The organism is Pseudonocardia sp. NPDC049154, from assembly GCF_040648315.1.
GTDB lineage: Bacteria > Actinomycetota > Actinomycetes > Mycobacteriales > Pseudonocardiaceae > Pseudonocardia.
The window spans coordinates 22,579-37,479 of the sequence record NZ_JBEZDN010000032.1 but is presented as its reverse complement, the minus strand read 5'-3'; the positions used below and the strand labels follow the sequence as shown (position 1 = coordinate 37,479).

Annotated in this window: 11 protein-coding genes; 4 read left to right on the top strand and 7 right to left on the bottom strand. The window is 75.5% G+C overall.

All coding sequences use genetic code 11. The features are described from left to right. Positions 1-2: 2 nt before the first annotated feature. On the bottom strand, positions 3-869 hold the full coding sequence (locus tag AB0B41_RS17760; protein ID WP_358204299.1) for a transglutaminase family protein: 867 nt from the start codon (positions 867-869) through the stop codon (positions 3-5). Further along, complete coding sequence (locus AB0B41_RS17755; RefSeq protein ID WP_358204297.1) at positions 866-3,310, bottom strand: circularly permuted type 2 ATP-grasp protein; 2,445 nt, start codon at positions 3,308-3,310, stop codon at positions 866-868. The genes AB0B41_RS17760 and AB0B41_RS17755 overlap by 4 nt, the downstream gene beginning before the upstream one ends. A 144-nt stretch (positions 3,311-3,454) precedes the next feature. On the opposite strand from AB0B41_RS17755, the gene guaA reads away from it, so the two are divergent. Then, positions 3,455-5,041 (top strand): glutamine-hydrolyzing GMP synthase, encoded by a 1,587-nt coding sequence (gene guaA, locus AB0B41_RS17750; RefSeq protein WP_358204295.1) that lies wholly within the window; start codon positions 3,455-3,457, stop codon positions 5,039-5,041. Between the two features lie 89 nt (positions 5,042-5,130). Here the strand turns inward: guaA and AB0B41_RS17745 are convergent, their stop codons facing one another. Together AB0B41_RS17745 and AB0B41_RS17740 are read right to left on the bottom strand one after the other, a co-directional pair. Further along, positions 5,131-5,355: a hypothetical protein gene (locus AB0B41_RS17745; RefSeq protein WP_358204293.1), complete on the bottom strand. Its 225-nt coding sequence runs from the start codon at positions 5,353-5,355 to the stop codon at positions 5,131-5,133. Then, the gene (locus AB0B41_RS17740) at positions 5,348-6,616 is read right to left on the bottom strand and encodes a PspC domain-containing protein (RefSeq protein ID WP_358204290.1); all 1,269 of its coding nucleotides are present in this window, start codon (positions 6,614-6,616) and stop codon (positions 5,348-5,350) included. Before AB0B41_RS17740 ends, AB0B41_RS17745 begins: the two co-directional genes overlap by 8 nt. A 109-nt stretch (positions 6,617-6,725) precedes the next feature. Between AB0B41_RS17740 and AB0B41_RS17735 the strand changes: the two genes are divergently transcribed. Next, entirely contained in the window at positions 6,726-8,000 is a 1,275-nt protein-coding gene (locus AB0B41_RS17735) for a PspC domain-containing protein (RefSeq protein ID WP_358204288.1), read from the top strand. Next, the gene (locus AB0B41_RS17730; protein ID WP_037046288.1) at positions 7,997-8,677 is read left to right on the top strand and encodes a response regulator transcription factor; all 681 of its coding nucleotides are present in this window, start codon (positions 7,997-7,999) and stop codon (positions 8,675-8,677) included. Before AB0B41_RS17735 ends, AB0B41_RS17730 begins: the two co-directional genes overlap by 4 nt. A gap of 163 nt (positions 8,678-8,840) precedes the next feature. Here the strand turns inward: AB0B41_RS17730 and AB0B41_RS17725 are convergent, their stop codons facing one another. From AB0B41_RS17725 to AB0B41_RS17715, 3 genes are all read right to left on the bottom strand, one after another. Continuing rightward, positions 8,841-11,225 carry a hypothetical protein gene (locus AB0B41_RS17725; protein WP_358204286.1) on the bottom strand — a complete coding sequence of 795 codons (2,385 nt, stop codon included), beginning with the start codon at positions 11,223-11,225 and terminating at the stop codon, positions 8,841-8,843. A gap of 306 nt (positions 11,226-11,531) precedes the next feature. Next, on the bottom strand, positions 11,532-11,840 hold the full coding sequence (locus tag AB0B41_RS17720) for a hypothetical protein (protein ID WP_232873704.1): 309 nt from the start codon (positions 11,838-11,840) through the stop codon (positions 11,532-11,534). Between the two features lie 101 nt (positions 11,841-11,941). Next, a complete protein-coding gene (locus AB0B41_RS17715; RefSeq protein WP_037046297.1) occupies positions 11,942-12,241 on the bottom strand; it encodes a chorismate mutase in 300 nt (99 codons plus the stop codon). 235 nt (positions 12,242-12,476) lie between these two features. On the opposite strand from AB0B41_RS17715, the gene pcrA reads away from it, so the two are divergent. Then, the gene (gene pcrA / locus AB0B41_RS17710; protein ID WP_358204284.1) at positions 12,477-14,816 is read left to right on the top strand and encodes a DNA helicase PcrA; all 2,340 of its coding nucleotides are present in this window, start codon (positions 12,477-12,479) and stop codon (positions 14,814-14,816) included. Positions 14,817-14,901: the final 85 nt, after the last annotated feature.

The window sequence follows — 14,901 nt, the reverse complement described above, 5'->3', positions numbered from 1 at the left end:
CGTTACCCGGTCCCCTCCGGCGTCACACGCTCGAGATCGACCGCCACGGCCATCGCGCTGCGCGCCGAGTCCGCGAAGATCACGCCCTTCAGCGGGGGCACGTCGCCGTAGTCGCGGCCGTGCGCGAGCACGACGTACGAGTCGTCGACGACCCGGTCGTTGGTGGGGTCGAGGTCGAGCCAGCCGTCGCCGGTCCACACCGAGAACCAGGCGTGCGAGGCGTCGACGCCGCGCAGCTTCGGCTTCCCGGGCGGCGGCCGGGTCTCCAGGTAGCCGCTGACGTAGCGGGCGGGCAGGCGGCGGGTGCGCAGCGCGGCCACCGCGAGGTGCGCGAAGTCCTGGCAGACCCCCTCGCCGCCGGTGAGCAGGTCGGTCACGGTGGACCGCACCGTCGTCGAGCCGGTGACGTACGCGAAGTCGTCGTGGATGCGGCGGCACAGGTCGGCGGCGGCCTCGCCGAGCGGGCGCCCGGGCGGGAAGGAGGGCGCGGCGTAGTCGGCGACCTCGGGCTGCGCCGGGAGCCGCGGCGACGGCAGGGCGAAGGGCCGGGCGTCGAGATCCTTCCGGTCCCGGACCTCCTCCCAGGCGCGCAGGGCAGGCGGCACGACGGTGCGGTCGACCGTCACCGTGCTCTCCGCCAGCACGGCGAGCGCCCGGTGCGGGGTGCGGACGCAGAAGTAGGTGGAGCGGTTGCCGAAGGCGTCGACGTGCTCGCGCAACTCGTCCGGCGCCGGGTCGACGACCACCCGGGCCTCGCTGCACCGCTGGTCGGGCTGGGTGCGCGGGAGCAGGTGCGCCCGGCCGAAGCTGGTGGTGACCTCGCCGGAGTACTCGTAGGCCGTGCGGTGCGTGACGCGGTAGGTGGTCACGGGGTCGCCAGCAGCGGGTCGTAGGGGTGCGGGCGGCGCTGCGGCGCGAAGTGCGCGGCGGCGACGTCCTCGGCGAGCCGGTCGAGGTCCGCGCCGAGCCCCGCCAGCAGGGCGCGCAGGGCCGGGCGGGTGCCGTCGGCGGTGTCCCGGACGGCGAGCGCGGCCGGGTCGGCGGCGGCGAGGCGGGCGACGGCGGCGTCGAACGAGGCCGGGACGGCGCCGGGCAGGTGCGCGAGGTCGTCGGCGAGCCGGTCGAGCTGGTGGGCGACGGCGCGCGGGTTGTCCCGGTCGGCGAGCAGCAGGTCGAGCAGCGGGGCGATGCCGGGGCGGCCCGCGTTGCGCCGGCGGTGCGTGATCACGCTCTCCGCCACGATCGTCACGGACTCGACCACCAGCCGGTCGGCCGGGCCGCGCGGGGCGTCGCACAGCGTCGCGGCCAGCAGTGCGACGACGTGCTGGGCCCGCTCCACCCGCCGGCCCGCGTCGAGCAGCCGCCAGCCGTCGTCGCGGACCAGGCTCTCCGCGGTGATGCCGGCCAGCGCGAGCAGGCCCTCGAGCACCCGGTTGAGCACCTCGGACACGTCCCCGGTGTCCGGCTCGGGAGCGGCGGCGAGGCGCTGCAGCACGGTGTCGAGCCGGCCGAGGACGAGCCAGGTGTCGGTGGACAGCTGCTCGCGCACCGCCTGGGCGGCCCGGGTGAGCCGGTGCACGGCGGAGCCGAGGGTGCCGGGGCGGGTCCGGTCGTGGAGCAGGGAGTGGAGCTCCGCGCCCGGGTCCTCGTCGGCCGGCAGCGCGGCGAAGCCCGGCGTGGTGCGGGTGATCTCGGAGGTCGCGACGAGCAGGGCCCGCAGCGCACCGGCGCCCGCGGGCTCGGGCGAGGTCCGGAAGTCCGCCCACCGGTCCGTGACCGCGCGCAGCAGCCGTGCGGTGTCCTCGGCCCGCTCCGCGTACCGCCCGAGCCAGAACAGGTCCTCCGCCACCCGCGGCGAGACGCCGGCGGGTGCCGTGGCCGCGACGGCCTCGTCGAGGGCACCCGGAGCGGCTCGCTCGGGGCGCTCGCCGACCACCCATACGTCCTTGGCCAGGGTGGCCACGCCCTCGAGCGGGGGCTCGGCGCCGGCCGGGACCGCGCCCAGCCCGCCGTCGAGCACCTCCCAGCCCTCCCCGGAGGCGACGGCGAAGGTCCGCAGCGTGACGGCCCGCGGTTCGGCCCCGGCGTCCGTCACGACGGGTGCGGTGGACAGCACCACCTCCCGCTGGGCGGCCCAGGCGTGCGGCTCGGCCTCGACCCGGACCAGCAGCGCGGCCCGCGCGGCGGGGTCGAGGTCGGCGCCGCGGACCGGCGCCCGGCCCCGCGCGACGGGCGTGAGGACCAGCTCGGCGAGGTGCGCCCGGACGTGCGTGAGCGAGGCCGGGTCGCCGCACCACCACGTCGGCACGCTGGGCAGCAGGAGGTCCTCGCCCAGCAGCGCCCGGCTCAGCGCGGGCAGGAAGGGCAGCAGCCCGGGGTTCTCCGCCACACCCGCGCCCAGCCCGTTGAGCACGGTGACGGCGCCGAGCCGCGCGGCCTCGAGCAGGCCGGGGACGCCGAGCCGGGAGTCCGGGCGCAGGTCGAGGGGATCGCACCAGTCCGCGTCGAGCCGGCGGAGCACGACGTCGACCGGGTCGAGCCGGCCCAGGGAGTGCTGCCAGAGCCGGCCGTCGCGCACCGTCAGCTCGGAGCCGAGCACGAGCGGCAGCCCGAGCAACGACGACAGCAGCGCCTGCTCGTAGGCCGTCTCGGAGTCGGGACCGGGGTGCAGCAGCACGATCCGCCGATCGTCCCGGCCGGCCTGCAGGCCCGCCCGGACGGCCTCGAAGAAGGGGCCCAGCCTGCGGATCCGCGACCGCCGGTGCAGGGCCGAGAGCACCCGCGCGACCACCCGGCGGTTCGCCATGGCGTACCCCGCGCCCGACGGCGCCTGCACCCGGTCGCCGAGCACCGTCCACCCGTCGAGCGTCCGGCCGAGGTCCACGCCGGACAGGAACAGCTCGCGGCGCGGCGGCGCCCCGGCCGGGCGTCGCCAGCCGTGCAGGTAGCCGGGGTGGCCGTCGACGACCTCGACCGGCAGGAGCCCGCGGGTGATCGTGGCGCGGGGACCATAGAGGTCGGCCAGGAGCCGGTCGAGCAGCTCGGCCCGCTGCGCGACGCCGCGTTCGAGGCCCGCCCACTCCGCGCCGTCGAGCACCAGCGGGAGCGGGTCGAGCTCCCAGAGCTGCTCGGACTCGGCGCCGGGCGGGTGGTAGGCCACGCCGTCGTCGGCGAGCAGGCGCAGGGTGTCGGCGCGGCGCGCCCGCAGCCCGGCGGGCCCGGCGCCGTCGAGGACCCCGGCGAGCCCGGTCCACGGCGCCCGCACGGCCCCGCCGGCGTCGCGCATCTCGTCGTACGGGGCGGGGATCATGGGCGGGGTCACCGGCGCCGGGCGGGCGCGGGCCGGCCGCCCGGTTCGCCGTTCACGCGCCCAGCCTTCCACAGTGTCCGGGCACCCCGGGGCGGTCGCGGGCGCCGGACCGGGTGACGCACGTCGCCGATTACCCTGGACGCCGTGGAGAACCCCACCGTCCTCGTCGTCGACTACGGCGCCCAGTACGCCCAGCTGATCGCCCGCCGCGTGCGCGAGGCGCAGGTGTACTCCGAGATCGTCCCGGCGGAGACGACGGTCGAGGAGATCGTCGCGCGCCGCCCCGCCGCCGTCGTGCTGTCCGGCGGCCCGTCCAGCGTCTACGCGGAGGGCGCACCGAGGGTCGACGGGCGGCTGTTCGAGGCCGGCATCCCGGTCTTCGGCATGTGCTACGGCTTCCAGGCCATGGCGCAGGCGCTCGGCGGCGACGTCGCGCCCGACGGGACCCGCGAGTACGGCCGCACCGAGGTGCACGTCGCGCCCGAGCCCGGGGTGCTGCACGACGGGCTGCCGAGCAGCCACCCCGTCTGGATGAGCCACGGCGACTCGGTCACCCGCGCGCCGGAGGGCTTCACGGTCACCGCGTCGACCGACCGGGTCGCGGTCGCGGGCTTCGAGAACCGGGACCGGCGGCTGGCGGGCGTGCAGTACCACCCCGAGGTCGGGCACTCCCCGCACGGCCAGGAGGTGCTGCGCCGCTTCCTCCACGAGATCGCCGGCATCACCCCGACCTGGAACACCGCGTCGATCATCGACGAGACCGTCGAGGCGATCCGCGCCCAGATCGGCGACGACCGGGCGATCTGCGGGCTCTCCGGCGGCGTCGACTCCGCCGTGGCCGCCGCGCTGGTGCAGCGCGCGATCGGCGACCGCCTGACCTGCGTGTTCGTCGACCACGGGCTGCTGCGGGCCGGCGAGCGCGAGCAGGTGGAGAAGGACTTCGTCGCCGCGACCGGCGCGAACCTGCACACCGTCGACGCGCGGGAGCGGTTCCTCGACGCCCTCGCCGGGGTCACCGACCCCGAGGAGAAGCGCAAGATCATCGGCCGGGAGTTCATCCGGGTCTTCGAGGCCGCGACCGCCGACGTGGTAGCCGCCGAGTCGCGCGGTGCCGATGCGGACTCCGCCGGCGCTCCGTCCGTGGGCTTCCTGGTGCAGGGCACGCTCTACCCGGACGTCGTGGAGTCCGGCGGCGGCTCCGGCACGGCCACCATCAAGAGCCACCACAACGTGGGCGGCCTGCCGGACGACATCGAGTTCGCGCTGGTCGAGCCGCTGCGGGCGCTGTTCAAGGACGAGGTCCGCGCGGTCGGCGCCCAGCTGGGGCTGCCCGAGGTGATCGTGCAGCGCCAGCCGTTCCCCGGCCCCGGGCTGGGCATCCGGATCATCGGCGCGGTCGACGCCGAGCGGCTCGAGACGCTGCGCCAGGCGGACGCGATCGCCCGCGAGGAGCTCACCGTCGCCGGCCTGGACCGGTCGATCTGGCAGTGCCCGGTCGTCCTGCTGGCCGACGTCCGGTCGGTCGGGGTGCAGGGCGACGGCCGCACCTACGGCCACCCGATCGTCCTGCGGCCGGTCAGCTCCGAGGACGCCATGACCGCGGACTGGACCCGGCTGCCCTACGAGGTCCTCGAGCGGATCTCCACGCGGATCACCAACGAGGTCGCCGAGGTCAACCGGGTCGTCCTGGACGTCACGAGCAAGCCGCCGGGCACCATCGAGTGGGAGTGAGCGGCTCCGCCGCCCGTGCTGGGGTGAGCGGCTCCGCCGCCCGTGCGCGGTAAGTAGTGCTCCAGCACCACTTACCGCGCACGGGCGCGTCAGCGCTTCCGGACGCTCGCGACCAGCAGGACCAGGCCGAGCACCACGGCCCCGCCGGCAAGCAGCCAGCGCGCGTCGAAGGCCGACAGGTCCGGTGCGCGGCCCAGGAACCCCGACCCCGCGATCCCGAGGCTGACCAGCCCGACGATCAGGGCCAGCGGGTCCGGCATCCGGCGTACGGCTCGCTGCTCGTCCTGCTGCTGGATCTCCTGCTGCTCAGACACGGTGCACCTCCACGGAGGCGGCGCCCCCGGTCAGGTCGAGCACGAGCGGCCGGCCGGAGCGGACCCCGTCGGCGCCGAGGTCGTCGGTCACCGTGAGCGAGGCGTCCGGGCTGCTGTGGCTGGTGCCGTCGAAGCTGATCTCGCCGAAGTCGACGTGGCCGGTGACCGTCACGTCGGCGTTGCGCGGCACGCTCACCCGGATGTCCCCGGCGCCCACGCTCACCGCGGTCCGGACCGGGGTGGCGGGCTCGCCCGGCGGCACGCTCAGGTCGAGCCGGCTGAGGTCCAGGTCGACGGTCCCCGCGCCGCGCTCGTAGGTGGGCGCCAGCGCGGCCGGCGTGGTCGGAGCGGCCCGCAGGTCTCCCACGCCCGAGCCGAAGTTCGCCAGCGGCACCTTGACCGCGAGCGACGCCCAGGTCAGCACGGCCAGCAGCAGCGCGAACGGGATCAGGCCGCGGCCGCCGCGGGTGAACGCACCGAACACCAGGCCAACACCGAGGATGGCCAGCGCGGTCGCGAACACGACCGGCAGTCCGGCCAGGCCGGACGTCAGCAGCACGACGGCGCCCGCGATCCCGCCGCCGACCAGCGCCAGGGCCAGCGTGACCGGGGTGACCCGGCTGCGCCTGCGCACCGGAACCGGCTCGGGCTCGGGCGCCGACGGCTCCGGCAGGTCCCACGCGAACGGCGCCGCGCCCAGCGGGTCCCACGCGGGCGGGGTGCCGCGGTCGAGCGGGTCCGGGCCGAGCGGGTCCTTCACCGGCGCGTCCGGCCCGTCGACCACGCCGTCCTCGGCGGGCGTACGGACCGTCGGCGCCTCCTGCGCCGCCTCGAGCCCGCGCCGGCCCCGGCTGCGGTGCAGCAGGAAGAGCAGGACCAGGACGGCCAGCACGGGGAGGACGACGCTGCCGTCGTTGCCCCAGAACAGGCCGCTGGTCAGGAGCAGGGCCAGGATCAGCCCGGCGAGCACGAGCGGCGGCGGGGTGTGGCCGGAGCTGCGCGCCGCGGTGTCCGTGGCGGCCCCGTCGAGCGGGTCGTCCTTGTCCGCGGCGGGCAACAGGACCCACCCGACGAGGTAGAGCGCGATCCCGATCCCGTAGAAGGCGGAGACGGCGAAGCCGACGCGCACGAGGACCGGGTCGATGTCGTAGCGGCGGGCGAGTGCGGCGGCCACGCCGGCGACCTTGCGGTCCCGTCGCGGCCGCGACGGACGGGTCTCCCACATGTCCCGCAACGTCGTCCCGACGTCGGTGCTGTTCATACCGCCGACCCTCCCCGCCCGCGCGCACCCACGGTATCGGGGAGGACCCCGAGAAGCCCCGGGGACCGACCCCGGTGTCCGGGGTTCCCCCGCGTGTGACGATGGAGCGGTGACCAGCCCCGCCACCCGCGCCGCCCCGCTCGCGCGCCGCCGCTCCGGCCGGCTCCTCGCGGGCGTCGCCGGCGGGGTCGCCGACCACCTCGGCGTGAACGTGCTGTGGGTGCGGGTCGCCTTCGTCGTGCTCGCCGCGGCCAACGGCGCCGGCGTGATCGCCTACGGCCTGCTGTGGGTCTTCGTGCGGCAGGAGGCCGCGGACGTCACCCGGCAGGTCACCGTCAAGGAGCGCCAGCAGGCGATGGGGCTCGCGGCGCTCGGGCTCGGCATCGGCCTGGCCGGGGCGGCGCTGCAGAACCAGGTGGTCGGGTGGATCGTCGGGCCGCTCGGGGTGGCGGCGCTCGGCGCGGCCGTCGTCTGGCGCGAGGCGGACGAGGCCCAACGGCGGCGCTGGACCAGCGGGGCCCGCAGCGGCTTCCTGGGCGGCGGTCGCACCGCGCTGCTGCGGGTCGTGGCGGGCGGGATCTTCGTGGCCGCCGGCATCACCGTGTTCCTGCTCGGCAACCTCGACCTGGGGCAGCTGCAGTTCGGCGTGCTCGCCGTGCTGGCCACGCTGGTCGGCGTCGCCGTGCTCACCGTCCCGTGGTGGGTGCGGCTCGCCCGCGACTTCGGCGAGGAGCGGCGGCAGCGGATCGTCACGGCCGAGCGGGCGGAGATCGCCGCGCACCTGCATGACTCGGTGCTGCAGACCCTCGCCCTGATCCAGAAGCAGTCCCAGGACCCGCGCGAGGTGCAACGCCTGGCCCGCGGGCAGGAGCGCGAGCTGCGGAACTGGCTGTACGGGCCGTCGGGCTACGGTCGTGGGGGCGACCGGCCCGTGCCGCCCGGGGAGACCCTCGCCTCGGCGCTGCAGGCCGCGGCCGCCGAGGTGGAGGACACCTACGCGATCACCGTCAACCCCGTGATCGTCGGCGACCACCCGCTCGACGAGACGGACGGCGACCTGCGCGCCCTGGTCCTGGCCGCGCGCGAGGCGATGGTCAACGCGGCCAAGCATGCCGGGGTGGACGAGGTGAGCGTGTACGCCGAGGTGGAGAGCGGGTCGGAGGACTCGGACGGCTCGGAGGGGACCGAGGTCCACGTGTTCGTCCGCGACCGCGGCAAGGGCTTCGCCCCCGACGCCGTGTCCGAGGACCGGCACGGCCTCGCCGACTCCGTGCACGGCAGGATGGGCCGCCACGGCGGCCGGGTCCGGCTGAGGAGCGCGCCGGGGGAGGGCACCGAGGTGCACCTGGAGATGACGATCGAGGCCGAGCGGGAGGACGCATGAGCGAGCCAGCGGTGACCGGGGCGATCAAGGTCTTCCTGGTCGACGACCACGGCCTCTTCCGCGCCGGCGTCCGCGCCGAGCTGGAGCGCGGGGCCGCGGGGGACCCGCCGATCGAGGTGGCGGGCGAGGCCGGGTCGGTCGACGAGGCCGTCGCCGGCATCGGGCACCTCAAGCCCGACGTCGTGCTCCTCGACGTCCACATGCCCGACGGCGGCGGCGCGGCCGTGCTCGCCCGGGTCCGTCCGGTGCAGCCCGAGGTGGTGTTCCTCGCGCTGAGCGTCTCCGACGCCGCCGAGGACGTCATCGCCGTGATCCGGGCCGGCGCGCGCGGGTACGTCACCAAGACGATCTCCGCACGGGAGCTGGGCGACGCGGTGCGGCGCGTGCGGGCGGGCGACGCCGTGTTCTCGCCGCGCCTCGCCGGCTTCGTGCTCGACGCCTTCTCCGACCGGCCCGGCGCCGCGCCCGCCGTCGACCCCGAGCTCGACCTGCTCACCCGGCGGGAGCGCGACGTGCTGCGGCTCCTCGCCCGCGGCTACGCCTACAAGGAGATCGCGGGCGAGCTCTTCATCTCGGTGAAGACGGTCGAGACGCACGTGTCGAGCGTGCTGCGCAAGACGCAGCTGTCGAACCGCTACGAGCTGTCCCGCTGGGCCTCGGACCGCCGGTTGGTGTGAGGGCGCCCGGGGTCGAGCCGCGCCGAGATGAACCTCAGGGCTGTTCCGGCGGCCCGGATCAGCCCTGAGGTTCACCTCGGCGGACTGCACCGGCAAGGCGGATCGCCGCAGAACGGGGAAGGCCCGCTCCGTGTCGTGGAGCGGGCCTTCGGTCAGTGAGAGATCACTTGCCGCCGAGGAGACCGCCGACGGCCTTGGTCGTGCCCTCGAGGCCGCCCGTGACCGTCTTCGCCGCGCTGCCGGCACCCTCGGAGGTCTCGCGCAGCAGCGAGCCGGAGCCGCCCGAGCTGCCGGAGCTGCCGGAGCCCGAGCTGCCGGAGTCCGAGCTGCCGGAGCCCGAGCTGCCGGAGTCCGAGCTCCGCGAGTCGGAGGAGCTGTCCGAGCCCGAACCCGAGTCGCGCGACCCGGAGGAACGCGAGCCGGTGTCGGAGTCGTCCGAGCCGGAGTCCGACGCGGACTGCGAGCCCGACCGCGAACCCTCCGACTGCGGGCTGCCGGACTGCGAGGCACCGGACTGCGAACCACCGGACTGGGCCTCGGTGGCGCTCGAGCCGGAACCGTTCGAGCCGGAACCCGAGGAGCCGCCCTGCGACCCTCCGCCGAGCAGGCCGCCGACCGCCCCCTGCACCGGAGCCGCGACCGTGTCGACCACGTCCTTCACCGGCGCGGGCGCCGCGCTGGTCACGGTCTCGACCGCGCGCGTGACGGGCGCGAGCGGCGCGGTCTGCTCGACCGCCGAGCCGGCCCGGCCGGCCGCGCCCTGCGCCGCCCGGGCGGCGGGCGCGGGCGAGGCGGGCGTGCCCTGGGTGGCCGCCGAGGTGTCGAGCAGGCCGGTGACCGGCGCGGCCGCCTTCAGCAGCGGGTCGGTGACCGGGCCGGTCGCCTTCAGCAGCGGCCCGGTGAGCGGGGCCGCGGCGGACAGCACCGGGGTGGTGACCGGCTCGAGGACGTCGACGAGCGGCGTCACGGCGGGCTTGAGGGCGTTCGCCACGGGGGCGACGACGTTCCCGGTCACCGGGGCCACGACGTCGTCGACGACCGGTGTGGTGAGCGGGCCGACCGCCCCGGCGAGCGGCGCGACGACCGGCGCCGCGGCCGACGAGACCGCCCCGCCGACGGCACCGACGGTCCCGGTCGCGACCTGCGCGACCGGCTGCACCACGGGCTTCGCGGCGCCGACGACCTGCTGCGCGGTCCGATTGACCGGCTCGAGCACGGGCGCCGCGCTCCGGCCGACGTTCTCGACGACACCGGTGACGCCGCGGGTCACGGGCGCCAGCGGGGCGGCGGCGGTGTCCGCACCGCCCACGACACCGCCGACCGCCTCGGTCACCGGCCTGACGACACCGCCGCCGACGGCCGAGGTCACGGGCTTGACGACGCCGCGGCCGACCGAGTCGGTCACCGGGGTCAGCACCTCGCCGACGGGCTCCGCGACGCTGCCGCCGACCCCACCGACCACGCCACCGACCCCACCGACCACGCCACCGACGATGCTGCCGTCGCCCGACCCGCCGGGACCGCCGGAGCCGGTGCCACCGCCGGTGGACCCGCCGCCTGAGGCGCCGCCCCCGGGGGAGCCGCCGGTGGAGCCGCCGGCGCCGAAGATCGGGGACAGGATGTTCGGGGCCGTCGCGGTGCCGCCCGTGGCCGGCGCGACACCCGCGCCGGTGCCGCCCGCGACGGGGCCGCCGACGACAGGGGCCGCGGCGACCGGGCCGACGAACGTCGCCGCGCCCGTGCCGCCGACCGCCGTTCCGGCGGGGGCACCGCCCAGCGCCGACGCGGTGGCCGGGTCGACCAGCGCCGACGGGAACGCGACCGTCATCCAGGAGGTCGGCGCGGCCTGGCCCGCCTCGAGACCGCCGCCGCTCCCGACCAGGGCGCCCTGGATCCCGTCCCGCAGGGACATGCCGGGGAAGCTGCCGTCCGCGGCGGCCTGGGCCTCGGAGCCGCGGTTCGAGGTCTCGGTGAGGATCGCCGCGGCGAGCACCGAACCGGTGGCCACGAGCGCGCCTGCGGCGACGGCGGCGCGCCGGGCACCGGGGTAACTGCGCCGGCCGAGCTGCGCGGGCCGCGGCTGGATGGGCCGGTCGAGGGCGTGCGGGGCACGGCCCTCGCGCCGCAGGAGCGCGCCGACGGAGATGATCTGGCTGGGTCGCGGGTCCTCGGGGTCCGGCAGCGCGTGGCTGCCCGTCACCGGGGCGTCCTCGAGGTCGTCGTCGAGGCGGTCGAGGTCGTCGAGGTCCGCGAGGTCTGCGAGGTCTGCGAGGTCTGCGAGGTCCTCGAGCTCGTCGGGTTCGGCGACCGGGAGCACGAACGGGTCGTCCGCCGCGTCGACCAGGTCCTCGGGCGCGGGCCGCGGGGCGGGGATCCGCGGCAGCCGGCGGCGGTCGCCGTCGGGCTCGGAGGGGCCCTCCGCGGCGGGCGCGACCGGTGCATCGGCGGCCGCGCGCTGCGCGGGGACACCGCGACGCAGCAGCTCCGCCACCGTGACGGGGTTCTCCGGCGGCAGCGGGTTGCCGACGCGGTGCTCGAACGTGGCCACGACCGGCCGACCTCCTCAGGGAGCGCGGGGAGCGACCCGGACAGGTCTACCGGAGTCACGCGCTGTTCACCAAGTGTCATTCGCCCGCTCATCGCGGGTAGGTCGTTCGGGTGAACCCCGCTCATCGAAGGAGGTCGACCGCTGACCGTGCGGCGACCGGTACGAGATCGTCTACTCGACCTGTTCGCGCAGGTCGGAAGGGTCTGCCGGCCCGTCGGCAGGCCTTCACGGGGCGTGACGAGAGGGCCGCGGGTCATGACGTAGCGTCACGTCACGACTCGGACACATTCCGTGCCCGGCCCCCGCTCAGCGGGAGGTCGGGTACTTCGCGCGCTCCTGCTGCAGGCCGCGGTAGCCCACGACGCCGCCGCCGGCCGCGAGCAGCATGCCGATGACGTCGGCCGTGAGGCTCGGGCCGCTCGTGATGAGCAGGCCGAGCAGCGCGACGCCGGTGGCACCGGCCGCGACCGGGAGGCGGGTGCGGGTGTAGGCGGCGATCTCGGCGCCGGCCGCGCCCTTCTTCTTGGCGGCGTTGTTCAGCATCGCCACGTAGCCGACGTGGCCGAGGGCGGCCAACAGCCCGATCAGAGCGATCAGCGAGAAGACGATCCCCATGGACACCACAGTGCCACGGCCGGGCCCCTCCGTGCGGGCGATTCGCCGGGCGGCGACGCGCTCCTCAGCGTGGCCTCAGCCGCCGCGACCGGCGGCCCGCCTCAGCGCGCGCCGAGCCGCCCGCGCCCGAGGCGCAGCAGGAGCATGGCGAGCTCGCGGCCCTCGGCACCGAGCTCGCGGAAGCGGGAGAGGACCGTGATCTCCCGGCTGTAGACGATCCGCGGCCCACCGGCCGCCATCCGCGCCGAGCCGATCCGCTGCGAGACCTCGGTGCGCCGCTTGACCAGGCGCAGGATCTCGGCGTCGAGGTGATCGATCTCCTTGCGGAGCTCGGCGATCTCGGCGTCGGTCGGGGCCGGGGCGGGGACCTCGGCGGCGGTGTGGTCGTCGGTCACGGACATCGGTCTACTCCTCACGAGGGGCGTCCACCGACCCCGGACAGTAAGAAGCCCCGGGTCCGTGGACTCCGGGGCGTCGGGTCTGCTGCGTCAGCGGGCGACGGGTGCCGGAATCCGGTACCCGTAGAAAAATCGTCCCGTCGACGAGGTGCGGTGCACGCGGACAGTCTGCCACACGGCGCGCGGCCGTGCGCCGATTCCGGTTCCGTCGGGGGACGGCGGTACCGTGTTCGACACGATGAGCGCTCTGTTCGAACTTCCCGCCCAGGCTCCTGTCGAGCCGAAGACGAAGCGCGGCGCGGCACTGCTGGAGGGGCTGAACCCCAAGCAGCGCGAGGCCGTCACGCACGCGGGGAGCCCGCTGCTGATCGTCGCGGGGGCGGGGTCGGGGAAGACCCGGGTGCTCACCCACCGGATCGGCTGGCTGCTCGCCGAGCGGAGCGTCCACCCGGGCGAGATCATGGCGATCACCTTCACCAACAAGGCCGCGGCCGAGATGAAGGAGCGGGTCGACGGGCTGGTCGGCCGCCGGTCGCAGGCCATGTGGGTGTCGACCTTCCACTCCATGTGCGTGCGGATCCTGCGCCGCGAGGCCAAGCACCTGGGCGTGCGCAGCGCCTTCTCGGTGTACGACGCGGACGACACCCGCCGGCTGATCGGGATCGTTGCGCGGGACCAGGAGCTGGACCCGAAGAAGTTCGCCGCCCGGTCGCTGGCCGCGCAGATCTCGAACCTGAAGAACGAGCTGATCACGGCGGAGGACTTCGCCCAGCGCGCGGGCAACGAGCACGAACGCCGGGTCGCGCAGGTCTACGCGACCTACCAGGAGCGGCTCCGCCAGGCCAACGCCTTCGACTTCGACGACCTGATCATGGAGACGGTCGCGCTGCTGCAGCGGATGCCCGCCGTGGCCGAGTACTACCGGCGCCGCTTCCGGCACGTGCTGGTCGACGAGTACCAGGACACCAACCACGCGCAGTACGCGCTGGTCCGCGAGCTGGTCGCGCCGGCGACCGCGGGCGCGGTGCCGGCCGAGCTGTGCGTGGTCGGCGACTCGGACCAGTCGATCTACGCCTTCCGCGGCGCGAACATCCGCAACATCGTCGAGTTCGAGCAGGACTTCCCGAGCGCGACCACGGTCCTGCTCGAACAGAACTACCGCTCCACGCAGACCATCCTGTCCGCGGCCAACTCGGTCATCGCCCGCAACCCGAACCGCCGCGACAAGCGGCTGTGGTCGGAGCAGGGCGACGGGGAGAAGATCGTCGGCTACGTCGCCGACAACGAGCACGACGAGGCGAGCTTCGTCGGGCAGGAGATCGACCGGCTCGTCGACTCCGGGGAGTTCCGCAACTCCGACATCGCCGTCTTCTACCGGACCAACGCCCAGTCCCGTGTCTTCGAGGACGTGTTCCTGCGGATCGGGCTGCCGTACAAGGTCGTCGGCGGCGTGCGGTTCTACGAGCGCAAGGAGATCCGGGACGCGCTGGCCTACCTGCGCGTGCTGTCCAACCCGGAGGACACGGTCAGCCTGCGGCGGATCCTCAACGTGCCCAAGCGCGGCATCGGGGACCGGGCCGAGGGACTGGTCGCGGACTACGCCGAGCGGCAGCGGATCTCGTTCAGCCAGGCGCTGCGGGTCGCGGCGGAGGAGCCCGAGAAGCTGCCCGAGCTCGCCACCCGGAGCCAGCGCAACATCGCCGGGTTCCAGCGGATGCTCGACGAGCTGCGCGAGGGCGTCGACCGCGGCGACGAGACCGCCGAGATCCTCGAGAACGTCTACGGCCGCACCGGCTACACCGAGGCCCTCGAAGCCAGCGAGGACCCGCAGGACGGCACCCGGCTGGAGAACCTCGCCGAGCTCGTCACGGTCGCCCGGGAGTTCGCCGGGGACGCGGCCGTCGCGGACCTGGACGACAGCGACGTCGAGGTGGGCGCCCCCGAGCCCGGCTCGCTCGCGGCGTTCCTGGAGCGGGTCGCGCTGGTGGCGGACGCCGACTCCATCCCGGACGACGACCAGGGCATGGTCACCCTGATGACGCTGCACACGGCGAAGGGCCTGGAGTTCCCGGTCGTGTTCCTCACCGGCTGGGAGGACGGGATCTTCCCGCACATGCGCACGCTCGGGGACCCGGACGAGATGGCCGAGGAGCGCCGGCTGGCCTACGTCGGTATCACCCGCGCCCAGCAGCGGCTGTTCCTGTCCCGGGCGATCGTGCGGTCCGCCTTCGGCCAGCCGAGCACCAACCCGGCCTCGCGGTTCCTCGACGAGGTCCCGGCCGATCTCGTCGACTGGGCACGATCCGAGCCGGAGCGGCCGTCGGCGCCGGTGGGCCGGTTCGGGTTCGGCCGGCGGTCCACGGCCACCGACCGCGGGGACTGGAAGGTCCCGCAGCGCGCGCTGAACGCCGAGCTGCACCTCGAGGTGGGGGACCGGGTCAACCACGACAAGTACGGGCTCGGCACGGTCGTCGCGTCCGACGGCGTGGGCCCGCGGGCCACCGTGACGATCGACTTCGGCAGCGCCGGCACGGTGCGGCTGATGCTGATCGGCGGCGTCCCGATGCAGAAGCTCTGACGACCGCGTTCGCCGGCACCGCGGGCGCCGCGCTGGCCGGAAGCGGTCCGGGCTGGTGATCGTGGGTCGGGGTCGGGGTCGGGGT

Coding starts and splice junctions, on each gene's coding strand:
- AB0B41_RS17740 (WP_358204290.1), bottom strand. CDS start 6,616: ATGAACAGCACCGACGTCGGGACGACGTTGCGGGACATGTGGGAGACC.
- AB0B41_RS17720 (WP_232873704.1), bottom strand. CDS start 11,840: ATGGGGATCGTCTTCTCGCTGATCGCTCTGATCGGGCTGTTGGCCGCC.
- AB0B41_RS17730 (WP_037046288.1), top strand. CDS start 7,997: ATGAGCGAGCCAGCGGTGACCGGGGCGATCAAGGTCTTCCTGGTCGAC.
- pcrA (WP_358204284.1), top strand. CDS start 12,477: ATGAGCGCTCTGTTCGAACTTCCCGCCCAGGCTCCTGTCGAGCCGAAG.
- AB0B41_RS17755 (WP_358204297.1), bottom strand. CDS start 3,310: ATGATCCCCGCCCCGTACGACGAGATGCGCGACGCCGGCGGGGCCGTG.
- AB0B41_RS17715 (WP_037046297.1), bottom strand. CDS start 12,241: ATGTCCGTGACCGACGACCACACCGCCGCCGAGGTCCCCGCCCCGGCC.